A 23,338-nucleotide genomic window follows, 5' to 3' on the forward strand; every position below is an offset into this window, starting at 1 on the left:
TGCTATCTTTGCCATTATCGCCTCCTATTGTGTGTGTGTGCGATGTTAGTAGTAGTCCCCCTATTTTATAGGGGGACGTTTTTTTTGACACTATTGGGGTCAAAATTTTGAAAATTTCTGAGTCTCAAAAACTCTTCCCTGGAAAGAAAATACGAAATCAAGGAAAATTTGGGGGAAAGTTATTTGGAAAATAGATTTTTTCTCTATGAGAATTTAACAGCGAGAAACCCTCAAACAAATTTAAGAATTGGTTTGGGTATATAATTATCACACATTTGCATAATTCCTTCTAAAAGCCCTGTTCCTATTGATAATTTTCACTTGCATTAAAAAGAAATCTAGATGTAGACTCGAATTTTTATTACAGGTAAGTCTCATAAATGAAAATCCTTAAGATCATCCATGGCTACCCTAACCGTTATAATGCAGGCTCAGAAGTCTACTCCCAAACCCTTTGCCATGGGCTGGTGGAACGGGGACACGAAGTCGTTGTTTTTACGCGCCAGGAAGATGCCTATAAGCAAGAATATAGCGTCATGTGGGATAGAGATCCTCTATGCCAAGAAATCAAGCTCTGCTTGATTAATATGGCCCATAGTCGCGATGGATACCGCCATGAAAAGGTTGATGAGGCTTTAGGAAAACTATTGGACGAATACCAACCTGAGGTGGTTCACATTGGACATCTCAACCATCTCTCAACCTCAATGATTTTCGAGATTAAAAGGCGAAATTTACCCATTGTTTTTACCCTTCATGATTTTTGGCTCATGTGCCCTCGAGGACAATTCCTGCAAGCGATTAACTCAAAGTCGGAAAATCTCTATCCTGCATGCTCTGGACAGGAAGATCGAAAGTGCGCTTCAACCTGTTACTGGCGCTACTTTAGTTCCCAAGACGATCAAGAAGACCTCCAATATTGGACCGATTGGATCGGCAAGCGGATGAACCATGTTAAAGAGATTTCGAACAAAGTGGATCTATTTATTGCCCCTTCTCGCTACCTCATGGAGCGGTTTATCGATGATTTTCCCATCGATCTTTCTAAGATTATCTACCTCGATTATGGTTTCCCCTTGGAGCGTCTCAAGGGGCGAAACAGAAAACGGGGGGATACTTTTACATTTGGTTATATTGGGACCCATAAGCAAGCAAAAGGGATTCTCCACCTCTTGGAAGCCTTTAACCAAGTCCATGAAGGAGCTAAGCTAAAGATTTGGGGTCCCCCTCTCCAACCCTTTACAAAATCCCTAAAATCTTATGTCAAAACATTTCCTGTTGAAGTCGAAAAAAAAATCGAATGGATTGGGGGCTACCGAAATGAAAAGATCGTCGAGGATGTTTTCAACCATGTTGATGCGATTGTTGTCCCCTCGATTTGGGGAGAAAATTCCCCTCTTGTCATTCATGAAGCACTTGAAGCAGGAGTTGCCACTATTACCGCAAACTTTGGCGGAATGAAAGAGTATGTCCATCACGAAGTCAACGGCCTTCTCTTCGAACACCGATCTCCCTCCTCCCTTGCAGAGCAGATGAAAAGGCTTAAAGAAGAAAGAGGACTTTTAGAAAAACTCTCTAAAGGGGGGTACCAACAGTCCTATGATGGACACATCCCCTCTATTGAGGAGCATGTCGATACTATCATTAACCATTATGAAAGGCTCACCCATGAATCAAAAACCCGGCCCCTGGCGCATCACCTTTGATACGAACCCGGATGACTGTAACCTCCGCTGTACAATGTGTGAGGAACACTCCATCTATAGTAAATGTCAGATCAAGCGGAAGGAAGAAGGGCGTCCTCGGAGAAGGATGAGTATCGATCTCATCCGAAAAGTCTTGGAAGAATCTCAAGGATCCCCTCTTCAGGAAATTATCCCCTCTACCATGGGAGAACCTCTCCTATTTCGAGATTTTGATAAGATTATCGATCTCTGTCATGAGTTCAACGTTAAAATGAACCTGACAACTAATGGGACCTTCCCTAAATATGGAGCAATCGAGTGGGCAAAAAAAATTGTTCCAATCGGTTCTGATGTAAAAATCTCTTGGAATGGAGCAACGAAAAAGACCTCAGAACTGATCATGATTGGCTCCAACTTCGAACAAAGGCTCCAAAATGTCCGTGATTTTATTGCGGTACGAGATAAGATTGCTGCGGAAGGAGGGAATTTTTGCCGGATCACCTTCCAGCTAACCTTCATTGAAACGGGTCTAAAAGAGATCCCTGAAGTGGTGAAACTTGCCGCTTCTCTCGGTGTAAACCGTGTGAAAGGCCACCACCTTTGGGTCTTTACCAAAGAAATGGAAGAGGAGTCAATGCGACGAAGTCCAGAGGCAATTAAGCGGTGGAATGAGATTGCGATAAAGGCAATCGAAATAGCAGAAATTCACCGTTTACCTAATGGAGAAAAGGTTCTCCTTGAAAACATTTACCCCCTCGATGAAACAGCTCAAACCGAGCTGACCCCTAACGGGGTCTGCCCTTTCCTAGGAAAAGAGGCTTGGGTATCTGCAGAAGGGCGCTTTGGCCCCTGCTGCGCCCCTGATGAAGACCGAAAGAAACTGGGAGACTTTGGAAATCTCCATGACCGCTCCATTCAAGAGATCTGGAAAAGCGGAGAGTACCAAGAGCTCCAAAAAAACTATCTTAACCATAGCGTTTGCAAACGGTGCAATATGAGAAAACCTGAAACTGAAGATTCGGAGCTTACATCTCATTGTAACAGCAAATAAGATCTTCAAGAAGGTCAAAGAAGCGGTACTTCCTGGTCTCTCCAATTTGACACTTCTGATCAATCATCTTGAATAATGACCCCATATTCATGAGATCTTGGCCTATCTGATGAGCAAGACTCAAAGCCCTTTGATCTTCAGCTTCATCTAAACAGACCTTCAACAACTCCTGATATAACATAGCCACTTGATTGGGAAGGTCTCTTTCTTGATTGAGATCCTCTAGTGAATAGAGATGGTGCTGGAAAGAAGGGGTCACGTATTGGTTAGCAAAGGACCTGACTCGATCTTCCCCATTTTCCCCTAATCCTAAACCAAGCTTTTCACCTAGCCGCTTCACTTGATCCTCTGGATTTCTCATAAGCTCCTCATAGCTTATAAAAATAGGATCCACCTCAGAAAGAGCAGAAACATAATATTGAAGCCAAAGGTAGTAAGAGCGAGTGGGATCAATCCCATTTCTTTTCAGTAAAGATTGAGTCACACTCATAGGGTTTCTAACAATGCAAACATACTGAACATTTAGCTCTGGGCAAGCAGCAAAAATATCCTTCCATAACGACATATTTCTTGCTGTTCGTGGGTCTTTGAAACCAAACAGCTGTTTCTTTTCCATCTTTTTCTGGATGAGATCCACCCCATATTCGATCAGTATTTTTCGATTGGGAATATGTTCTGGATAGTTTTTAATGGAGTCACAAGATAGCTTGAGAAGGTAGAGAACCGTTTCATTAAAGGCCCCGATATCGGTATCTTCAAAATAGCCTTGTGGGTTGTCTTCTTGGCCGGGAAGCAGTTGAGTTCCCAGATCAACTCCTAGAGTCTCCAATCCCTTGGTCACCAAACTGGTACCCGAGCGGTGCATCCCTAAGACCACAATGAGCTGTTTCGGTTCATGAGCACTCAGGGGATCATACAATAGCTGTATAATCAGAAAAATGAATCCTATTAACCTGCTAATGTGATCACCCTATCTACATATTTTGATAAGTGAAGTTGATGTGTGATCAAAATCACCGTTGTTCCCAAAAGGTGCTCTGAAAGACCTTTCATTAAGGCTTCTTCGGTCTTTTGATCCATCGAAGCTGTGGGTTCATCCAGGATCAGAAATGGAGCTTTTTTTAAAAGGGCTCTTGCGACTGCAATCCGCTGCTTTTGACCTCCTGATAGTCGGTCTCCTTTTTCTCCGACCACTGTCTCATATCCCAACTCCATTCCCATGATAAACTCATGGCACCCTGCAATTTTTGCAGCTTCTATCATCTCTTGGTTAGATGCTCCAAGCTTACCATAAAGAATATTTTCCTCTACCGTACGGTGGAAAAGGGAGGGGTTTTGTGGAACCACTCCAATTTTAGCTCTTAAGACATCTAGTGGTATGTCGGTAATTCTCTGATTTCCAAGAAAAATATCTCCCCTATTGAGCGGATAATGCCCTAATATAAGATTAATTAATGTAGTCTTTCCCGAACCCGACATTCCGGATAGAATAATCTTCTCTCCAGCCCTAACGGAAAAGTTAATATCTACTAAAACATCCTCACCATCTTTAAATCCATGGTAAAGGTTTTTAATAGAAAGAGTAGAGCCCGAGAAAGAAGGCTGTTCCAGCCATCGAGGCCTCTTGGGAAGAGAAACACCTAAAATAGACTGAAAATGCTGAAGGACAATGCCGTATTCCTCAAAAAACCTAACGATCTCCATGCTCATATACCATAAGTAACCGGTTAAATTAAGAAGCAACACAACAATAAATGTCATCTCTCCTGCGGAAACCCACCCCTGTTTCCAGCCGATGAAGCTTGTCATTAGTGCAAGGATGAGAATCACAATTCCCGATACTCCTAAACCAAGTCTCGCTTTTTCAAGATGCTTTCCAGCCTTTACCGATTGAGCAATAACCTTCTCTTCATAGGACTGAAGGAACTTCTTTTCATAAACTTGCCGGCTAAACGACTGAACCACATACATATTGGCTAAGAGATCCACGATTTTACCGCTCAGCGTGGTTTTTGCTTGAGCTAAACCTTGGTTTTTAGGAAGAGAAGAGCGCCCCATTTTCCAAGTGATGAAAAAGTGAAGCACCAGCCACATCGAAAATATTATCCCTATAAGAAGGTGAATATTGAGTAAGAGAATCAGGGAGGCAATCAAAAGCGCACAAATAGGGACAAAAGTCACAAGGACAATGGATAGTAACGTTTCGACCCCTTGAGAAGCCCCAGAGATCCTTTCGGAAAGATTTCCTGTCATCTCGCTTGAAAAATAGCTATAAGGATAGCTTTTTATTCTTTCTAAAATCTTTGTCCTGATCCCTGCTTTTACCTTTGGAAGGGTTTTTAAAAGAAAAGCCCCTTGAATGCGCATGCAAATCTCCATTATGATCCACACACCAACCATAGAAGCTAAAAGAGTGATGAGAGGCTGAGCCTGCTGGCCTGATTCAATGAGGAGAAAGCTGTCCACAAGACACTTAAGTAAATAAGGGACTAGGATTTCTCTTGATGACCAGCAAATACTCAATAGAAAGATAGCGATGATTTTCCCTCTTTCAGGAAAAAGAGAGCTTTTTAAGAATCCAAGGATCCTCTTATAACTTATAGCACACGAATCACTCATTATTCTGGAATTTTAATTTTTGTCTTATTTATACTCAAGTTTTAAATGTATGCGGATTAGACTTTGGAAACTCAAAATCAAACATTTACAGTTGTTGTTACAGGCCGATGCGCCCTTCCTTTTGCAAAGGACTGTCTCGGATCTATTCAGGCACAATCCCCCCCCTGCCAATTAAAAATCATCTATGTCGATGATGCCTCAGAATATAACCCTCTGGAAAAAGAAGAGCTTTATGAATACCTAAATCATGTAGATGGTGAAGCTCTTTTCTTAGATACAAGACATTACCAGATTGGGGCTCTTTCTCGAGCAATTCCACAAATCAAAGACAAAAATACAATTGTCTGCCTTATAGATGGAGATGATTACCTTCTTCCTCATGCTCTTAGTACCCTTACAACAGCCTATTCGGACCCCAATATTGTGATGACCTATGGAAATGTCCTTATTGACTTCCGTCCTTATCAAGACCTGCAATCCTTTTACTTCCATGATAAAAAAACGGTGAATACCCCCTATCCTCTAAGTGTTTGGAAAAAACGTACCTTTAGGGAAGATGGATTTCGATGCTTCCACCTAAGATCTTTTAAACGTTGGCTTTGGGACTACATTGACCCTAAAGATTTCCTCCGTCCCTCTGGAGACTTTTTTCATGCATCGGGTGATAGCGCTTTTATTTTCCCAATGCTGGAGCTTTTAGCCGACCCAAAACATGTTGCATTTATTGAAAAGCCTCTTTACATTTACCGTCTACATAATGGCAACGTCCATAATCATGACAAAAAAAGTCAAAGGGAAGACTTAGAATACCTCCGCTTCAAAAAAACTCCCTACCTTCCCCTAAACCGAGAGCTTCTTCGCTCTTTTTTAAATCACTAAATCAATATGTGTGGAATTTCTGGATACATAGGGAATAACTTAAACCAAGGTGCTCTAAGCGAAAGGATCAAAGAGGCCTGTGAGCAAATACGTCATAGAGGACCAGATAGTCAAGGCTATTTCATCGATTCTGGTGTCGCATTAGGAGCGACAAGACTGGCTATTCGTGATCCTGCTTTAGGAAAGCAACCTATTTCTTATCGTGGTTTTACACTTGTATTTAATGGAGAACTCTATGATACCAATCCCCTAAAAAAGAAACTCAAAAGAAAAGGGTATTTTCTTAAAACAACATGCGATACAGAGCTCTTCCTCTATGCTTTTATCGAGTACGGTGTGGCAATCCTCCCCGAGCTTAATGGAATGTTTGCTTTTGCAGTTTGGGATCAAAATAAAAGAACCCTCTACTTAGGGAGGGATCGATGGGGGGAAAAACCTCTCTATTTTACAGCTCAAAAAGATTTTATTGCCTTTAGTTCAGAAATCAGCGCGCTCAAGGTTTGGCCTACAATTGAGTGGACGCCACGCTTAGAAGACTTAAATTTATTTCTCCAAAATAGTTATATTCCAGGAAATAGAACAGGCTGGAAAGACATTTTTAAGCTAGAGCCAGCAACTTTTCTGATGTGGAACGAAGAGAAACTAGAAAAGAAAACCTACTTTTTCCCCTCTTTAGAGCAAAAAGAAAGCCATCCAGAAAGGCTCTATTCTATCCTTAATAAAAGCGTTAAAGACTGCCTAATTTCTGATAAACCTGTTGGGATTTTTCTAAGTGGAGGCCTCGACTCAACAACCATTGCCACTCTAGCCTCTCAACATACCACCGACCTGACTCTTTTTTCGATCGACTGGGAAAACCTTGGTTTCTCAGAAAAGACCTATATTTCTGAAGCTGTTAAACAGCTTAATATTAAACATTTTAAAACCTATTGCCCTCCCTCTTTTATCGAAAACCATTTTGAGCAGCTCGTCAAAATCTATGGGGAACCTTTCGCCGATGAATCGATGTTTCCTTGTTATTGCCTCGCACACCTTGCTAAGAAACATGTCGACGTGGTCTTAACAGGCGATGGTGCCGATGAATTTTTTCATGGATATGAACGTTACTTCTATGAGGGAAGCAATGCAGACTATCACGACATCTTTTCTGCAATGCCTTTTGTTATTCGGAAATCTATCTATAGTGAAGACCTCAAGAGCTTTTTACGCTCAAATAGCGATTATGGGGATAGTCATTCCTTTCAACTTCGACCTTATAGAGCACGCTCTTGGAATGATATCCATACCTACCTTCCTAATGATATCCTGACAAAGATGGATCGAGCAACCATGGGAGTGGGACTAGAAGCAAGAGCTCCTTTCCTCATGCCAGCGATTACTAACTTTGCTTTAAGTTGCCCAGATTCTTCCTTAATAGGCACAACTTGCCAAGGGAAAAAAATCCTTAGGCAAGCAATGAAACACATCGTGCCTGATTCTATCTTGAAACGAAAAAAAATGGGATTTGGGGTCCCGTTTAATGAATGGTTTTGCTCACCATTAAAAGATTGGATGATCTCACGGATCCTCGAAGGAAAATTAATCCAAACAGGATGGTTTTCAACTCAGGGTTTAAACGAACTCATCACCACCCATCTATCAGGAGAAAAAAATGTTTCCCGCTCATTGCTAAACCTTCTTGTTCTAGAGACATGGCTATCGATCAACTGAATCTTCTTGAAAATTAAAATTGAAACTTTTAATATGACAATCTTTTGTAAGGAGTGGTCAATGCGTATTTTAATTACCGGATCTAAAGGACTTATCGGAACAGCTCTCAAAAATTCCCTTCGCTTTATGGGTCTAGAAGTGGTGGGGATCGATAATGAGTTTGATCCGCACCATCCTGAACATGGGGATATTCTCGATAGCTCTTCTCTTTTTTCGAAAGTAAAGGGAATTGATGGAATCGTTCATCTGGCTGCTATTTCGAGGGTGATTTTTGGAGAAAAAAATCCTGAGCTTTGTTGGAAGACAAACGTGGAAGGGACCCGAAATATCATCGAAGCCGCTTTGTCAACCCCCCGAAAGCCTTGGATGATCTATGCAAGTAGTCGAGAAGTATACGGGGAGCAAGAAACGCTTCCAGTTCCAGAGTCCGCCACTCTTCGCCCTGTTAACATCTATGGAGAATCAAAAGTTGAAGCGGAAAAAATTGTTGAGCAAGCGAAAAAAAAGGGGTTAAAGGGTACCATCGTCCGCTTTTCAAATGTCTATGGAAGTGTTTTAGACCACCATAACCGTGTCATTCCCGCTTTCTGTCGAGCAGCCGCCACAGGTCATGATATCATTGTCGAGGGAAAGGATAATTTATTTGATTTTACATATTTAGAAGATGTTATACAGGGTGTGCTTTCTCTTATTAATCTCCTTTCTACCCAGGACGCTCCTCCACCGATCCACTTTACCACAGGAAAAACTTCAAGTTTAGGTGAAGTTGCCGAAATTGCAAAAGAGGCAAGCTTAAAACCTTTAAATATTTTAGAAGGAACACCTCGCTCCTTTGATGTTTCTCGCTTTCGGGGAGAAACATCACGTGCAAAGAAGCTTCTTAATTGGAGGGCTTGTGTAGACATTAAAGAAGGGATGCAACGACTGATCCACCAGTATTCTCTCTATCTCAATGCCAATTTGGCTGAACCTGTTTTAGCTTATTGAGCAAGCTAATATGTCAAGTGCTCTCTTACAAAAGCAGCTATCTACCTCGCTAAGTAAAGGTGAGAAACGTATCCTTCTGATCCGTCATGCAGAGCGTCACCCATTTGAAAAGGGGTCATTAGGGCTAGAAGTAGGCTTAACCTCTCAGGGAAAAAAAAGTGCTGAGCAGCTAGGACACTCTCTTAAAGATATCACTGTCAATAAAATCTTGACGAGTCCGGTTGAGCGCTGCATCCATACATCAGAGTGCTTTGTTAAGGGATATGGAAAAAGCTGTGCGATTGAGCCTAGCTCTTTAATCGGCAGCCCAGGCCCTTTTATTTTCGATCCAGATGCTGCAGGACCAGTATTCCTAAGTACCCATTTAATAGAAGTTGCCCAGTCGATTGTGAAAGGAGTTTCCCTTCCCGGAATGCGTACTCTTTCTGAAGGGGGACAGATCTTTCTAGATCATGTTTCAACACTCGATAGTAAAATCACACTCATGATTTCTCACGATATCATTATTGCACTTCTCAGTGCCTTTTTACTTCAAGATGTTCACGTAGAAAACTATATGCCAGATTTTTTAAAAGGACTTCTTATCGAATATACTGGCAACAAGATCAGCAGGCTGACTCAGTTGACGTGAGCTTCTTAGCCACAAGAATCGATGCAACTTCATTTAAAGAAAGAGCTTTCTCTAGCTCAAACCCCCCTTTCTTAAGTAGTTCTTTAAACTGCTCCACCGTTCGTTCCTTTCCTCCTGTCATTACAAGCATATTTAGGTCTAATAACCCTCCATGGCCTCCAGAACAAGAAAGGATATTTTCAATGATATAGATCCGGCTTGTAGGGGCATTAGAAAGAACCGAAAAGAGGGACTTTAAGATATGAATCGCCTCCTGATCAGACCAATCATGCAAGACTCTTGAGAGGAGAGCACTCTCTACACCGAAAGGAGGCCAAACATTAAAAAAGTCCCCCCCTTCAGATTTCATTCTTAATTGCAGCTCTTTTGGGATTTTAACTTGCTCAATAACGTTGGGAAGATCAAAAAGAATTCCTTGTAAATGGGGATAACTTTTGAGTAGTTGGATCATCAGCGCCCCTTTTCCTCCTCCCACATCCAAAAGAGATCTATGTTTCGTAAAGTCAATAATTTGAGAAATCTTTATGTAGTCTCTTTCTGCATAGGTTTGCAGAACATCATGGTAGAGCCGATCTTCTTCCTTATGCTCTTTAAGCCAATCAAACCACCCTTTTCCATGCTGCTTATTAAAGGCAGACTTCCCTGTTTTTAAGCTATAGACTATCTCTTTCCAAGCATCCATATGCTCCCCCTTCCACAAAGTCGCTGCTCCCTTCAAGCTAGGTCTATGATTTTTTTTTAAAAAGACCCCTATTGAGCTTAGACCCCACTCCCCTTTTTGACCTCTTTCTATAAAGTTCAACTCTTGAAGCGCACATAATAAGCGGTTGGTTGATGTCTCTGACAACTCTAGTTTTTCTCCTAATACCTCAGCAGTTTCTGGCAAAAGGTCAAAGACCTCTAGCTCAATCGCTGCCTGTAAGGTATAAAAGCGCCAGTAAGAAACCAATTCTGCTGAAGCCTTATGAAATGGATCTTCAAGAGGAGCCCTAAGCTGACGAATCAACTCTCCTTTTTCATCGACAAGGAGAAGCGCCCCAGCTTTGGACTCTACACGAGCAATCCCATTATAAAATGGCTCTACAACCTGGTATCGCTCTTGGTAAACTGCTTGCCCCGCTTGGTCGATATGAAACCATCCTCTTTCATCTTTTGCTCGAGCAAAGCCTTTGTGATAAACATCTAAGTCATAAAACCAAACGCCATGTATTAAATTCCCTTTGGCATCAATATGAGTGTATAGACCTTCACTATTTTGGGCGGTTGCTATTCCCTCATGGAAATCACCTACGTAGGAAAAAGAGTCGGTATAGGCCCTTTGTCCTAGATGATTAATATGAAAAAATGTCCCATCAAAATCTCTAACAACGGAGTACTTTTCTTGAAAATTCCCACACCACGCAAAGCGATTCGAGTAAACCTCTTTGCCGTCTGGAAAAATATGAAACAACCCGGAGGCAGACTGAACAGCTGCTCTTTCATCATAAAAACCAAACGTTCTAAGGTAACGCTCTTTATAGATAGCAAGACCTGAGATATCGATATGGAAAGCTCCTGTCTCGTCTTCAACAGGAGCAAGCCCTGGGTGATGAAACTTCAAGACAGATAAGAACCTCTGGTCATACGCAGGTATGCCTTGAAGCATGTGGTATGTTTTGCTTGGAGCCACTTCGAGCATATTCCAAACTACTTTTTCTCCGATCATATGCACCTTATGCCCTTTCCTAAATTGGTTAAAAAAACCAAGTGAATAAAAAATTAGAGAAGCAATAACGCAAATACGAAGGCAAACAGGGAGAACGACTCAACGATTCCAAGAGCAGCTAAACACTTTCCGTAGACGGCAGGCTGTTTGGCAGAGGCTTGGATCCCCGTTGCCGCACACATCCCCTGGTAAATGGCTGAGCACATAATGGCGAGGCCGATGAAAACACCGATTCCGATCCCATTCCAGGCGGTCAGGGTGTTGGCAACAATGGCATTTTTCATGAGCAGCATGAGGACAAACCCGTAGATCGCCTGCGAAGAGGGAAGGGCTGACATCCCGATAAACTTTCCGTGGTTCTCATCGACGCGGGCCATCACTCCATGGGAAGCCATCCCGGCAATTCCACACCCAATGGCGCTCCCTAAACAGGCAAGGGCCAAGACAACGGCTGGGCCAATCATTGCAAAATCCATAATTTATTCTCCTTTACTCTACCCCTAAGTCGCAACCCAGGGATGTTTAGATATGTTTTCATTTTTTTTCAGGATTAAAAACTTCAAGCGTCCACATACTTGCCTAAAGTAGGGGTCGATTGAAGTTTTTAATCCTGGGAAAAAAGGAAGATGTAGATAAATATTCATAGGGCGCTACTTAGGGGTCAATTTTTTAAGTGGTTTGAAAAGACGGCCGCCTCCTTCGAAAGAGTGGTGGTACCATTCGATAAAGTTGAGACGGAGTCCATGAATTGTTCCTCCCATAATGCCCACAGCGATATTGATCGTGTGGCCGGCCAGGATGACGAAGAAGCCAGCGGCAAAGCCGAGCTTCATCCCCATTTCGTTGAAGGTATCGGCGAGGATCATCGCAGCAAGGCCAAGGGCATAAAGACGGAGGTAAGACAAGATGTCGGCAAAAAGCTCGATCGGCTTGGTCAGCTCGATAAACCCTGCCCACCTTTTCTGCAGAAGGGCTAGGATAAGGGCAGCGGCGATCCCTCCCCAAAAGAGCTGCTCGCCAAGGATGTAGCCAGCCTCTTTCGAAATGATGTTCATAAAGTGGATCATCGTTGTTGCATCGAGGACCTTGGGGAAGAACAGATACCCTCCAAAAATGGTAAAGATCCAACCGAGTCCTGCCCAGTGTCTACGGACATGGCGCATGAGGGAAAGGCTGATGTGGATCATCCCGACAAGGAGGGCGATTTCCATAAAGATGCTATCGCAGAAGTCATCGAAAACGATGTATTTCATAAAGCCATCTTTGACCTCTTTCCCCTCTGCTAAAAACTCAATCCCCTCTTCGATTCCGACAAGCTGGGGGAAGTGTTCTGTCACCTCTTGATAGACTTCATCTTTTGCGGCGATGTGGTAGTCGGCTTTTTTCTGGGCTAGGTAGTTGAGGACCGAGAATTTGTTCATGGGGCTTTTCGGGGAAAGTTCGATCCCAAAATAAGAGCCAGAAAGGGCTCCCCAAAGGATGCAGGAGACCGAAAGGACGGTAAAGAGACGCAAAAACCTTTTTCCTGAGCCGGAGATCTTTTTGAAAAGTTTCCGAAAGAGGAGGGCAAGGCCCAAGAAGATCACTCCATAACCCGCATCGGAGATGATCATGGCAAAGAAAATGGCAAAGGCCCAAAAAACCCACGTCGAAGGGTCTTTATCCTGAGGCGCGGGGGTATCGTAAATGTGGACGAGGTCTTCCCCTACCTTCCCGTAGTTTTTGTTCTCCATGTAGGTGGGGATCCGCTCCCCGTCTTCGATTGCGACCTCTTCGGCATGAATGCCCAGCCCCTCAAGAAGGGGGAAAAGGCCGTGGAGGCGGTTTTCGGGGATCCATCCCTCAATAGCAAAGAGGGAGCCATCCATCTGAGAAGTGGTGGCACTCGCAACATCTTCGAGGTGATAGGCGTTAAGAAGGGTGGTCAGATGCTCTTTTAAAAAGTCGATATAGGCGGCGTTTTCTTTGAGCTCTTGGTGACATCCCTTGAGCTTGAGATGTGCCGTTTCGAGATCGTTTTCGAGCTGCGATAGGGAGCGGTCAAAGTGGAGCTCAATCATCCCCTTAAAGCTTTCCACTTTATGGGAGATGGTCATGAAGTAGTCCATGTCATACTCAGAGCCAACCGGGATGAGAACTTCCTCAAGCTCCATTTTCTTGAGTTTGGCTTTTTTGACGCAGAAAAACTGGATATTGCGCCCCGTCTCTTGCTCAAGCTTCCGGATCTCTTCAGGGGAAAAATCACCAAGGGGTTCTACCCGAGAAATCTCTGCTTTTAAGAGGCGGATCTCCTCTTCTAATTTTTCTGCCCAGATTCCACTTTCACTCGTGGTATGGACAAGCTTATCGGCATTTAAGTCTTTTGTGAGCTTGGCTTGTTTGACTTGAGGCTGCTTCCGCAACATTTTAAGGGCGGTTAAGACCTTTTGAATCGGATCGGGATAGTCGACCTTCCCCTTTCGGGTTAAAAACTCGATAAACCCTTTGGCTTGGGCCCTCTCAAAGAAGAGTTCGACATCTTCTTTGACGCCGACGAAAAGATACTTTTTTACCCCTATAACTGTCATCCCTTCCTCTTCATAATTTTACTTTTGGCAACCTTTGCTTGGGCCACGGAGGCCAGCTCCTGGTCTCCTAGAAAGACTTTGATCTTCTTGATATTTTTTTGTGTCCGGGGGATCAAAATCTTTTCAAAAAGATTGACCCGAATCGACACTTCGCGCAGCTCCTTTTCAAGAATCCGCTTCTTTTCCTTGACCACTTCGATCTTTTCTTTGGCGATGATGAGCTCTTTGATCTGCTCCATCGCCGAATCGATCCAAAGGGGAGACTCAAAGAGGGAGTAGCTATTGGGCTTAAAAATCACCTTCTCAAAGAAGGGAATCTCTGCCCCCGCAATGTTCTCAAACCGCTTTTCGGTCGTTTCGACCTGGGCCCCCTCATAGAGGGTTTCCGCGTGCGCGTCGGTTAAAAGGGATTGGAACGTTTCACACTTTCCTTTTTCTTCCCTATAGGCGCGCTTCAGCCCTTCGATCTCATAAAGGGCGTTATTGACCTCGGTTTGGAGCATCGCTTTTTTAAGCTGGAGGGTGGGCAGATATTTCTCAAGCTGCCCCAGCTTATACTGCTGGTCGCGAAGTTCCATCTTTGTCAATTTAATTTGCGCCATACTCTCGCTATTTGGGCCAGTATTTGTTTAATAGGTCTTGCTTAATTCCCACTTCATGGGGTTCAAAACATTCGGCCAACGTTTGCCATCCCAGGTCAAGGGCCTCCTCAACGGGGATGTTTACCTCAAGATTCATCATCCGATCTTCAAAAAGATAGGAGTACTCAAGGAGCTTTTGGTCCCACCGGGAAAGGCGGAATCCCATGCTCTGCCGCTCTCTCGCCTTTTTCGACTCGGCGTAGAGGCGGATCTGGGCATTGGCGATGTCTCCATGGTCTTCACGAGTCACACTCCCGATCACCTGCTGCTTCAAACGGGAAAGCGATCCAAAGGGGTCGATCCGCTGGTCGTGGAGGTAAAACTGCCCTTCGGTGATGTATCCGGTGTTGTCGGGAATGGGATGGGTCACATCGCCCCCCGGCATCGTGGTCACCGAGATGACGGTGATCGAGCCACTCCCATCGATGTCGACCGCTTTTTCGTAGCGGGAGGCAAGATCGGAGTAGAGCGATCCGGGGTAACCCCGGTTTGAGGGAACTTGGTCCATCGTGATCATGATCTCTTTCATCGCATCGGCAAAGGCAGTCATATCGGTCAAAAGGACGAGGACATCTTTGTCCTTAGTGGCAAATTGTTCGGCGCAAGCAAGGGCCATATCGGGAACGAGCATACACTCGACCGCAGGGTCGGTTGCTTTATGGATGAACATCACCGTTTTTTCCATCGAACCTGACCGCTCCGCATTATCGATAAAAGCTTGATAGTCATCGTAGCGGAGTCCCATCCCCCCAATGATGACGATATCGGCATCGGTCTGATTGGCGATCCGCATGAGAAGTTGGTTGTAGGGCTCCCCTGCAATCGAAAAAATTGGGATTTTCTGCGATTTAACGAGGCAGTTAAAGACGTCGATCATGGGGATATTGGTGTTGACCATTTGATGGGGAACAACTCGCTTGACCGGGTTAAAAGAGGGCTTGCCAATATCGATCTTTTCTCCAACTATTTCGGGGCCATCATCGATCGGCTCCCCACTTCCATTAAGGCGCCGCCCTAAAAGGGCATCACCACCGGTGGCTTGCATCTGGTGACCTAAAAAGACCACCTTATCCCCTGTTGAAACGCCGCGCGGGTTTTCAAAGGCTTGGAGGGTCACCTTTTCCCCATCAATACTTAAGACAGAGGCTAGGGTTGTTTGCCCCGACTTGCGTTGGATTTTCCCCAGCTCTCCCATCTTCACCCCTTTGGCAATGACGGTGATCAGGTTTCCGCGGATGTCAATGATGCGATCGTATATTTTGTTCATATTAATCTCTCTTTATGGCGTTTTCTATCCGGTGGGTAATCCCCTCAAAGGCCCGCTTATAGCCGTCCGATTCAAAAGGCATGAAGTTCATGTTTTTAATCTCACTTTGCAGGCTTAAGAAGAAGTTGCGCGCTTCGTCATGGCCGTCAAAAGCGAAAGGGGCGTTAAAGATCGACTGGATCAACTCAAATAAGATGAGCTGCCGGTCGAGGGGACAGTAGGTGTCTTGTTTATCAAAAGAGTTTTGTTGAAGGTAGGAAAAGTCGTAGAGATCTCCCTTAAGATAGGTGACAAGGTCATCGATCGTGATCCCCTCTTCACCGACCACTTCCATCCGCTTTCCAATCTCATCTCCCTGTTTGAGGTAGTGGAGGGCTTTGCCATTTTTTTCGTCCCATTCAGAAACCCCTTTTCCTTCAAGGTGGCGACTCACATCTTCGATATACTTCGACCAAGAGATGAGAGGATCGATCGCCGGATACTTTCGGGCATCTGAGCGGGCTCGTGACAATCCCAAAAAGGCTCCCACAACAGCTAAGGTTGCTTGGGTCACCGGCTCCTCAAAGTTTCCTCCCGCAGGAGAGACGGTTCCCGCAATGGTGAGTGATCCCTTCTTGTCCCCTTTCATTTGGATCACTCCAGAGCGCTCATAAAAAGCGGCAATCCGTGAGCCAAGGTAAGCAGGGAAAGCCTCTTCACCGGGAATCTCTTCAAGACGGCCTGACATCTCCCGCATAGCTTGCGCCCACCGAGAGGTGGAGTCGGCCAAAAGGAGGACATCAAGACCCATCTGACGGTAGTATTCAGCAATGGTTGCCCCCAAATAAACAGAGGCTTCTCGCGCCGCTACCGGCATCGAGGAGGTGTTGCAGATGATCGTCGTCCGACTCATCAGCGGTTCATTCGTATGAGGGTCGGTCAGGTGGGGGAAGGTTTTTAAGACTTCCACAACCTCACCCGCTCGCTCTCCGCAGGCGGTGATGATGACAAGATCCACAGCCGAGTACTTTGAAAGGTGGTGTTGCAAAACGGTTTTTCCAGCACCGAAAGGGCCCGGAGTACAGAAGGTTCCCCCTTTCAGGATCGGGAACTGGGTGTCGATCACCCGCTCTCCGGTATCCATCATCTCGGTGGCTTTGACCTTTTTCCCTTGGATGAGGGGCATTTTTACCGGCCATCTTTGGACCATCGTGATCGGGAACTCTTCTCCCTTTTCATTCTTGACCTTAGCAATCACCTCATCGATCGTATAAGAGCCTGCAGAGGCGACCCATGAAACGGTATACTTGCCCTGCATGGAGAAGGGGAGCATGATGTGGTGGTGGAACCGCCCTTCCATCGTGGTGCCGAGGGTATCCCCTCGCTCGAGCATATCGCCCACTTTGGCAATGGGGTGGTAATCCCAATGCTTTTGCCGATCGAGAGGGGCAAGGTAGACCCCACGCTGCAAGAAAAGACCCGACGCATCGGCCACTTTTTCCAAAGGGTTTTGAAGTCCATCGAAAATGGCGCTGATCAGACCAGGGCCGAGCTCTGCTTCTAAAAGGTGGGTGGTAAAGGTGACAGGGGTGTAGAGCTCAATACCGACGATATCTTCGAAAACCTGGAGCTTTGCAACATCACCAGCGATCTCAATCACCTCTCCTTTCAAAGAGACATCTCCCACCTCGACCATGGCCACCTCTCCCTGTCTCACATCCCCCTTAAAGCGGATGTGGAGGAGGTTTCCAAAGGCCTTGACGACCTCTCCCGTTGCGTGCACACTCTTTTCGTTACTCATTTGAACCTATCTGTAAGTTATAATATTCTTGGTTTTCGATGATTTCTAACATATTTTTGGATGCTGATTTGAGGACATTGTCCAAAAGACAAGGCCAAAAATCAGCATCCAAAAAGATGTAGAAAGGGCGAAAAGAAAGGGTGTTAGAATTTGCAGATAGGTTCATAAATCACCCTTTACAATTTCGTTTAAACCTTCGCCGCCCCGTTTTTCATCTAAAGCAAACCGATCTTCCACAATCATGAGCTGGACCAAGTAGCCCAGTAAGTAATCGATCGAAAAGGGCTGATCTTGAGTCGCTTCCAAAACCCGCTCAAACCGGTAGCGGGCCATCGCCTCATACTGCTCATCCGGTTTTCCTTCCGTCCCTTTAAGCTTGTCCCCTAAATCGGCATATTCGAAGGGAAACTCAAAAGTAGAGGCATCTTTTTGGGCCAAAATTTGGGCAACCAGCGGATCGTGAAAGTCCTCATACTGGAGCTCCTCTGCCGGGTCGACCCCGAGCTTTTTGGACCGGTAGCCAGCGATTAAAATCCGCCACTCATGCTCAAAAGCAAAATACCACTTTAAAAAGCCCTCATACTCTTCGTTGAAGTAAGCAATAAGCACCTTAGAAAAGTTCCTCAGCTTTTCATCCTCATCAAGGGCGTCAAAAAGGTAAGGGGGCAGTTCCACCCGGTTAACAAGGGCTTCGTCAAGCTCTTTTTCTGTGAAGTTCCCCCTCAAATCGAGAGGCTTATTCTTTAAAAGCTGCACCACATTCTTTAAATCGATCAAGGTGCGGATCGCCTGCACTTTTTCTAGGTCGGCGGAGGTTAGGTTGCTCCTATAAAGGGCGACTAACTCTTCAAACCCAATCGGCGGTTCTCCTCCTATAGCAAGGGAGGGAAGAAGACTTCCTAAGAAGAAATGCTTCATGACTATACCGCAAAAATGACAGAGCGGAAGTCATCTCTTACAAATTTAGCAACGAGGCTTTTTAACGCTTCTTCCGACAGATCCAGTGTCATATTTTTATCTACAATTTTTACCTGGGCACCTCCCTCGATGGTGTCGATTTCAGCTCCTTTTCCTTTGAGTTTTTCAAGGACTTCTTTGGTCAGCTCTTTATTGACCGCTTCAGGACTCACACTTTTCCCGATAATCCCCTTGAGATCGCCACTAATCCCCTCTTTCTCGATTCCTTTCACAAGAGCGGAGAGGATTTCAGCAACAACCTTGGGATCTTTGGCCTGATCTCCAACAAACTTATCGAAAGCAGGGTTAAAGAGCTTTTTCTCGATCTCTTGCTTTAAGGTATCGATACTTTTTTTACAGGCCAAGTGGATCGAGGCCTCAAAGACGTTTCGCTCTTCTGCAACTTTCTTTTTCGCATCCTCATACATCCGCGCTCCGCTGCGCTTTGCCTCTTGGACAATTTTCTCAGCTTCTTCACGCGCCTTTGTAATGATCCTTTCCCCTTCCTTCTTAGCCGGGTCGAGAGTCTCTTTACGGAGAACTTCGCAGATCTTTTTAACTTTCTCTTTTCCTGTATCGACAGCTTTCATTTACACCTCGCAGATATCTTGCTTCCAACTTACCTGTTAGAGAAAAAGATTTCAAGCACAAAAAAAGCCTCCCTTAAGGAGGCCTAAAGGAACCTGGAAATCGAATTGAAAACTATTGGTTAGAGGCAGGAAATTTATAGTCTACGATAGAAAAGATAATGTTTGCAATTACAACAATAGCAATAGCAATACCAAGCCCAGAAAAAGCTTCCGAAGTATCCTCATTTTTTTGCGCAGTTAACAAGTCGCTAACCAAACCTGCAAGCGTGACAGCACCACCTAAACTCATCTTCTTTGGATCATATGTAGAAAACATCCTATTAACAAATATAGCGCCAACCTTTCTCAAATGACTTTTATCAATCTCTTTCATTTCAGTAATAAGTTTTTTTACTGTTCGATTCTCAATATGAGCATAAGTGGGGTGACTTAAAACCTCTCGGTTTAAATCCTCGAAATTTCCGGTCTCCTTAATATTTCTTGTTAAATCTAAAATTGCCCCATAAAGAAGTGAGATTTTTTCTTCAGTGGAATAGTTTGCTATTTCGTTTTCCAGGCCTGGCAAGCCCCCTAAGATAATTTTATTTTTGCAGAGAGCAGAAATCGCTCTTAGCTGCCTTTTGATCAAGTTAATATCATTATTATTGTCATTATTATTGTCATTCCAGGTGTTATTTAAATTATTATTAATAACTGCATGTATGTTTTCCACTTGTTGGTTGATGTTATCAATTACGTTTTGGATGTTACCTAAACCACCATTGTTGTTATTGTTTTGAAGACCAACAATATTATTGCTTGCTGCCATAAAAACCTCTTTTTTATTATAATTAAATTAGCTACAACAATAATTATATCAAAAATAAAAATAAAACTCAAAAAAAACATTGATAAAAACAGGAACCTCCGTTATAAAAAACACAACTACTCAAAAAACACCCTAAATCTTTTCACAAGACACTTAAAATAAACTGTTTAAAGGTTTCCTGAAAACCACTGACACAAAGCCCAACAATCTATTTAAAATCAATTTATATAAAAAAATAGATAATAAGTTTATTCAGTATAGAATGATTTTTAGAGAATCAGGGGCAAACAAGTCAGAGCCCTCTTTTTTGAATGATACTTATCCTTAACATTCTGTAAGTTAAAGCTTAAAGAAGCCTAACAAAATCACAGACACCCTTCAAGAACAAAAAAGCATGAAATTTGATCGTTGCATATGCTAAAATGGGGGTATCTTACGACGCCACAAGGAGGCTAATGCAATGATAAATCTCATCTGCAGCTGGGGTTGCATTCCTTTGAATTGGAATTCAGCTAAAATGGATTACGATATTAAAGAACTAGAATCTAAATTAGATGAGTTTAAAGAAATTATCGACAAAAAAAAATTTGCAAAATGGAAGGATTTAGAAGAAGAAATTCAGCACCAATTCAAGAGCTTGGGGGATTATTACCTCGATGACAGGATAGAAAAAAAAGCAGCCTCTATTTTTTCCACTGTTGCACGAAGAGATGTTCTTATCAAGAAGTACTGTAGCGAAAATAAAGATCAGCTCAAAGGAAATAAAGATACAATTAATAAAATCCGCCGTTCTATCGTAGCACCATCACTTTATAAATGATTAACAAGACGCACTTAAATTAGGCGTGTCTCACCCAAAAAACCTAATGCTAAAGGAAGGGGAGGCTCGGAAGCCCGCCTTTTTATACCCAACTTTATCAAGCGGCCACCAGAGGAAAACCCTTTAAATCTTTTCTACTTTGTTGAAAGGCTACAAGAGGCTTTGGTTGCATCAACTGAAAGAGTTTGGCTTTCAAGTGCATTCTTAGATAAAGGGTCCTTCTCAAAGTAGTCCTTTCCTTTTAACCTTAAAGCTCTATAAACTACTGCTTCACTTAAAGGTTCCGCCATCACCACGCCTTCGAGAAAATAATGTATCGTTTCAGAGAGATCGTGATAAGCATTTATAATTATGTCAGACTCCTTAAAATTTTGTTTAATTTTTTCTATATTCGAGCTCCTATTTCGTATCGCTTCATAAAATTGAACCTTTGGGAAAAAACTATCGGGCTTTTGGCCTCCCATCGGTGTATCTAGGTGCATTGTGATACAGTTGACCTGTTTTAGCCCTCTTTTTTTGAGCATATCGAAAATTTTATCCCTTGAAACACTTGGGGCTGAAACATCTAATAGTGTTTTCGCTCCTTTTTCATTAACTCCTACAACAACTAAACTTTGCCCATAACATTGAATATGGAGGTGGTTAAGAGAAACTGGCATAGGTTTTTTTTTGAAGGTTATAAGCTGCTTTTCTAGTGTCTGATTGTGGGCATATAAAAGGTTGAAAATGTTTTTAAATCCTAATTTCTCAGCCAGCGCTAAAGCTGTTAACCTTGGGCCAGAAGTTTCCCGGTACCCAATATTGATGTCAGGGTGATTTAAAAGCTCTTTAACGGTTTCTTCATTTCCTGTTCTTACAGCATTGATAATAAAAGCACTGCTTGAATATCCCCGTTTTGGATTTATTGGAACAAGTTCCCATTGTTCAACAATTGCTTTAACAAGATCTGAACGCTGCTGCTGAATAGCGTTATGTAGAATGGAGTCCAATAAAGGCTTTCCAGAACGATCATGAGTCAGAGTAAGGAACTCTAAGAGGTTCTCGTATTGCTCATTTTGTTTCCGAGCTATCTTTGAAACCTGGGTTAACATTAGCAAACAGATTTTTTGAGTCTGATCTAGCTCTTTCATTTGAGGGTCAACCTTTCGGACCTGCTCTATACATGAAGCAGCTTTACCTAACTCCTCGTTTAACAGCGCAATCACCGTTGCCTCTATGTAGTTACCCATACTTTCTTTGGTTTTCCCTTGTAAATTCAAGACATGAGCCAAGTTGCAAGCAGCATCATAACTTTTAAAATAGCTATAAGCTTTTTCATAAACCTCTTGGGCTTCAGCAAATTTGGATAGACTTACATAACCACTAGCTTGATTAGACCACAACTCTTTGAGTTTGTCCGGGTTTTCAGCCTTATAGACTGTTTCAAGATACTCATAGCAACGTTTTTTTTCAGATTCTTTAGCCCCTTTTAATACATTTAAAATTACTTTCTCTGCACCAAGCCAATTCTTATTTTTGAGAAGGACTTCTATCTCCTCATATTTTGAGGGAACTGGGAAATAGTCTCTTGATAAAGCTCCAGAATTAACCAAATTCTCCAATACGACCGAAACGTCCCCCCTGCTAGTAATTAAACTAACAGCTCGCTCTCCTATTTCTTTAGTTGAGAAAGATTTCTTATGGACGCATCCTTTTGATATGTCATAAACTTTCAAAGCTAAGGTAGAGGCGTTTTGAAGTTTAAAAACATATGAGAATTGAGAAGTACTCCATTGACAATATTGCGGATATAACTGGCCACTCGAACCTTGAATAGAACTTGAAGCTATGCTCATAAAAACCTACCTTAAATTAGAGTTTAAAAATATAATCAGCATTATTGCAAAGAAATTATAAATCGTCAAGCAAATTTTCTAGTTGACACCTGCTTGCTTTAGCCCTTAAAATGCACCTTCTAATATAATTTGGTATGGAAAAATGAAAGATTCTCTTAAGCTCATTCTTGTCACCCAGAGGGACTCTACCCCTATTGACAACTACTTGCGGTTCATCGAAATGACTCTAGAAGGAGGCTAATCAAATGATAAATTTTATCTGCAGTTGGGGTTGCATTCCTTTGAATTGGAATTCAGCTAAAATGGATTACGATATTAAAGAACTAGAATCTAAATTGGATAAATTGAAAGAAATTATTGATAAAAAAAACTTTGCAAAATGGAAAGATTTAGAAGAAGAAATTCAGCGCCAGTTTGAGAGTTTGGGAGGTTATTACCTCGATGATAGGATAGAAAAAAAAGCAACCTCTATTTTTTCCACTGTTGCACAAAGAGATGTTCTTATCTGGAAGTACTGTAGCGAAAATAAAGATCAGCTCAAAGGAAATAAAGATACAATTAATAAAATCCGCTGGTCTATTGTAACGCCATCACTTTATAAATGATTAACAAGGAGCACTTAAATTAGGCCTGGCAAGCCCCCTAAGATAATTTTATTTTTGCAGAGAGCAGAAATCGCTCTTAGCTGCCTTTTGATCAAGTTAATATCATTATTATTGTCATTCCAGGTGTTATTTAAATTATTATTAATAACTGCATGTATGTTTTCCACTTGTTGGTTGATGTTATCAATTACGTTTTGGATG

The 23,338-nt window shown here is 43.0% G+C and carries 21 protein-coding genes; 8 read left to right on the plus strand and 13 right to left on the minus strand.

Translation table 11 applies throughout. From position 1 onward, the window contains the following. The first annotated feature begins 380 nt into the window (after positions 1–380). Positions 381–1,706, plus strand: coding sequence for a glycosyltransferase (locus tag NEPTK9_RS09720; RefSeq protein ID WP_228547055.1), 1,326 nt, complete (start codon positions 381–383; stop codon positions 1,704–1,706). Beyond that, complete coding sequence (locus tag NEPTK9_RS09725; protein ID WP_228547056.1) at positions 1,669–2,736, plus strand: radical SAM protein; 1,068 nt, start codon at positions 1,669–1,671, stop codon at positions 2,734–2,736. The genes NEPTK9_RS09720 and NEPTK9_RS09725 overlap by 38 nt, the downstream gene beginning before the upstream one ends. Here the strand turns inward: NEPTK9_RS09725 and NEPTK9_RS06090 are convergent. Next, on the minus strand, positions 2,711–3,655 hold the full coding sequence (locus NEPTK9_RS06090; RefSeq protein ID WP_194847943.1) for a sulfotransferase family protein: 945 nt from the start codon (positions 3,653–3,655) through the stop codon (positions 2,711–2,713). The two genes, NEPTK9_RS09725 and NEPTK9_RS06090, sit on opposite strands and share 26 nt — an antisense overlap. A gap of 29 nt (positions 3,656–3,684) precedes the next feature. Then, positions 3,685–5,355 (minus strand): ABC transporter ATP-binding protein, encoded by a 1,671-nt coding sequence (locus NEPTK9_RS06095; RefSeq protein WP_194847944.1) that lies wholly within the window; start codon positions 5,353–5,355, stop codon positions 3,685–3,687. A 63-nt stretch (positions 5,356–5,418) separates the two neighbouring features. Between NEPTK9_RS06095 and NEPTK9_RS06100 the strand changes: the two genes are divergently transcribed. The 4 genes from NEPTK9_RS06100 to NEPTK9_RS06115 are packed head-to-tail and all read left to right on the plus strand — an operon-like array spanning position 5,419 to position 9,562. Continuing rightward, a complete protein-coding gene (locus NEPTK9_RS06100; RefSeq protein WP_194847945.1) occupies positions 5,419–6,234 on the plus strand; it encodes a glycosyltransferase family A protein in 816 nt (271 codons plus the stop codon). A gap of 6 nt (positions 6,235–6,240) precedes the next feature. Continuing rightward, positions 6,241–7,944, plus strand: coding sequence for an asparagine synthase (glutamine-hydrolyzing) (gene asnB, locus NEPTK9_RS06105; protein ID WP_194847946.1), 1,704 nt, complete (start codon positions 6,241–6,243; stop codon positions 7,942–7,944). Positions 7,945–8,004: 60 nt separating this feature from the next. Next, on the plus strand, positions 8,005–8,931 hold the full coding sequence (locus NEPTK9_RS06110) for an NAD-dependent epimerase/dehydratase family protein (protein ID WP_194847947.1): 927 nt from the start codon (positions 8,005–8,007) through the stop codon (positions 8,929–8,931). A gap of 10 nt (positions 8,932–8,941) precedes the next feature. Further along, a complete protein-coding gene (locus NEPTK9_RS06115; protein ID WP_194847948.1) occupies positions 8,942–9,562 on the plus strand; it encodes a histidine phosphatase family protein in 621 nt (206 codons plus the stop codon). On the opposite strand, the gene NEPTK9_RS06120 is transcribed toward NEPTK9_RS06115, so the two are convergent. The 9 genes from NEPTK9_RS06120 to NEPTK9_RS06160 form a co-directional block, all read right to left on the minus strand. After that, positions 9,537–11,267, minus strand: a complete 1,731-nt coding sequence (locus NEPTK9_RS06120) for a methyltransferase (RefSeq protein ID WP_194847949.1) — start codon at positions 11,265–11,267, stop codon at positions 9,537–9,539. The two genes, NEPTK9_RS06115 and NEPTK9_RS06120, sit on opposite strands and share 26 nt — an antisense overlap. Before the next feature lie 53 nt (positions 11,268–11,320). After that, positions 11,321–11,746 carry an ATP synthase subunit C gene (locus tag NEPTK9_RS06125; RefSeq protein ID WP_420887669.1) on the minus strand — a complete coding sequence of 142 codons (426 nt, stop codon included), beginning with the start codon at positions 11,744–11,746 and terminating at the stop codon, positions 11,321–11,323. A gap of 171 nt (positions 11,747–11,917) precedes the next feature. Then, entirely contained in the window at positions 11,918–13,834 is a 1,917-nt protein-coding gene (locus NEPTK9_RS06130) for a V-type ATP synthase subunit I domain-containing protein (protein ID WP_194847951.1), read from the minus strand. Beyond that, on the minus strand, positions 13,831–14,436 hold the full coding sequence (locus tag NEPTK9_RS06135; RefSeq protein WP_194847952.1) for a V-type ATP synthase subunit D: 606 nt from the start codon (positions 14,434–14,436) through the stop codon (positions 13,831–13,833). Before NEPTK9_RS06135 ends, NEPTK9_RS06130 begins: the two co-directional genes overlap by 4 nt. Before the next feature lie 7 nt (positions 14,437–14,443). Further along, the gene (locus NEPTK9_RS06140; RefSeq protein ID WP_194847953.1) at positions 14,444–15,742 is read right to left on the minus strand and encodes a V-type ATP synthase subunit B; all 1,299 of its coding nucleotides are present in this window, start codon (positions 15,740–15,742) and stop codon (positions 14,444–14,446) included. Position 15,743: 1 nt separating this feature from the next. After that, positions 15,744–17,522: a V-type ATP synthase subunit A gene (locus NEPTK9_RS06145; RefSeq protein ID WP_194847954.1), complete on the minus strand. Its 1,779-nt coding sequence runs from the start codon at positions 17,520–17,522 to the stop codon at positions 15,744–15,746. Between the two features lie 162 nt (positions 17,523–17,684). After that, on the minus strand, positions 17,685–18,440 hold the full coding sequence (locus NEPTK9_RS06150) for a DUF2764 family protein (RefSeq protein ID WP_194847955.1): 756 nt from the start codon (positions 18,438–18,440) through the stop codon (positions 17,685–17,687). A gap of 2 nt (positions 18,441–18,442) precedes the next feature. Beyond that, positions 18,443–19,069, minus strand: a complete 627-nt coding sequence (locus NEPTK9_RS06155; RefSeq protein ID WP_194847956.1) for a V-type ATP synthase subunit E — start codon at positions 19,067–19,069, stop codon at positions 18,443–18,445. Between the two features lie 112 nt (positions 19,070–19,181). After that, a complete protein-coding gene (locus tag NEPTK9_RS06160; protein ID WP_194847957.1) occupies positions 19,182–19,877 on the minus strand; it encodes a hypothetical protein in 696 nt (231 codons plus the stop codon). 460 nt (positions 19,878–20,337) lie between these two features. On the opposite strand from NEPTK9_RS06160, the gene NEPTK9_RS06165 reads away from it, so the two are divergent. Next, positions 20,338–20,697, plus strand: a complete 360-nt coding sequence (locus tag NEPTK9_RS06165) for a hypothetical protein (protein ID WP_194847958.1) — start codon at positions 20,338–20,340, stop codon at positions 20,695–20,697. A gap of 134 nt (positions 20,698–20,831) precedes the next feature. Here the strand turns inward: NEPTK9_RS06165 and NEPTK9_RS06170 are convergent, their stop codons facing one another. Continuing rightward, the gene (locus NEPTK9_RS06170; RefSeq protein ID WP_194847959.1) at positions 20,832–22,532 is read right to left on the minus strand and encodes an ankyrin repeat domain-containing protein; all 1,701 of its coding nucleotides are present in this window, start codon (positions 22,530–22,532) and stop codon (positions 20,832–20,834) included. Between the two features lie 245 nt (positions 22,533–22,777). Here NEPTK9_RS06170 and NEPTK9_RS06175 point away from each other — a divergent pair, with 245 nt between their 5' ends. Beyond that, a complete protein-coding gene (locus NEPTK9_RS06175) occupies positions 22,778–23,137 on the plus strand; it encodes a hypothetical protein (protein WP_194847960.1) in 360 nt (119 codons plus the stop codon). A 14-nt stretch (positions 23,138–23,151) separates the two neighbouring features. Here NEPTK9_RS06175 and NEPTK9_RS09730 read toward each other — a convergent pair. Beyond that, a partial coding sequence (locus NEPTK9_RS09730; RefSeq protein ID WP_228547057.1) for a hypothetical protein occupies positions 23,152–23,338 on the minus strand: 187 nt, incomplete at its 5' end.

Origin of the sequence: Candidatus Neptunochlamydia vexilliferae (assembly GCF_015356785.1) — a bacterium.
GTDB classification, from domain to species: Bacteria; Chlamydiota; Chlamydiia; order Chlamydiales; family Simkaniaceae; genus Neptunichlamydia; species Neptunichlamydia vexilliferae.

Bases quoted from the DNA above. Each gene is read 5' to 3' on its own strand.
- NEPTK9_RS06110 (WP_194847947.1), top strand. From the start codon at position 8,005: ATGCGTATTTTAATTACCGGATCTAAAGGACTTATCGGAACAGCTCTC.
- asnB (WP_194847946.1), top strand. From the start codon at position 6,241: ATGTGTGGAATTTCTGGATACATAGGGAATAACTTAAACCAAGGTGCT.
- NEPTK9_RS06095 (WP_194847944.1), bottom strand. From the start codon at position 5,355: ATGAGTGATTCGTGTGCTATAAGTTATAAGAGGATCCTTGGATTCTTA.
- NEPTK9_RS06120 (WP_194847949.1), bottom strand. From the start codon at position 11,267: ATGATCGGAGAAAAAGTAGTTTGGAATATGCTCGAAGTGGCTCCAAGC.
- NEPTK9_RS06165 (WP_194847958.1), top strand. From the start codon at position 20,338: ATGATAAATCTCATCTGCAGCTGGGGTTGCATTCCTTTGAATTGGAAT.
- NEPTK9_RS09720 (WP_228547055.1), top strand. From the start codon at position 381: ATGAAAATCCTTAAGATCATCCATGGCTACCCTAACCGTTATAATGCA.
- NEPTK9_RS06115 (WP_194847948.1), top strand. From the start codon at position 8,942: ATGTCAAGTGCTCTCTTACAAAAGCAGCTATCTACCTCGCTAAGTAAA.
- NEPTK9_RS06145 (WP_194847954.1), bottom strand. From the start codon at position 17,522: ATGAGTAACGAAAAGAGTGTGCACGCAACGGGAGAGGTCGTCAAGGCC.
- NEPTK9_RS06170 (WP_194847959.1), bottom strand. From the start codon at position 22,532: ATGAGCATAGCTTCAAGTTCTATTCAAGGTTCGAGTGGCCAGTTATAT.
- NEPTK9_RS06140 (WP_194847953.1), bottom strand. From the start codon at position 15,742: ATGAACAAAATATACGATCGCATCATTGACATCCGCGGAAACCTGATC.
- NEPTK9_RS06150 (WP_194847955.1), bottom strand. From the start codon at position 18,440: ATGAAGCATTTCTTCTTAGGAAGTCTTCTTCCCTCCCTTGCTATAGGA.
- NEPTK9_RS06130 (WP_194847951.1), bottom strand. From the start codon at position 13,834: ATGACAGTTATAGGGGTAAAAAAGTATCTTTTCGTCGGCGTCAAAGAA.
- NEPTK9_RS06160 (WP_194847957.1), bottom strand. From the start codon at position 19,877: ATGGCAGCAAGCAATAATATTGTTGGTCTTCAAAACAATAACAACAAT.
- NEPTK9_RS09725 (WP_228547056.1), top strand. From the start codon at position 1,669: ATGAATCAAAAACCCGGCCCCTGGCGCATCACCTTTGATACGAACCCG.
- NEPTK9_RS06135 (WP_194847952.1), bottom strand. From the start codon at position 14,436: ATGGCGCAAATTAAATTGACAAAGATGGAACTTCGCGACCAGCAGTAT.
- NEPTK9_RS06155 (WP_194847956.1), bottom strand. From the start codon at position 19,069: ATGAAAGCTGTCGATACAGGAAAAGAGAAAGTTAAAAAGATCTGCGAA.
- NEPTK9_RS06175 (WP_194847960.1), top strand. From the start codon at position 22,778: ATGATAAATTTTATCTGCAGTTGGGGTTGCATTCCTTTGAATTGGAAT.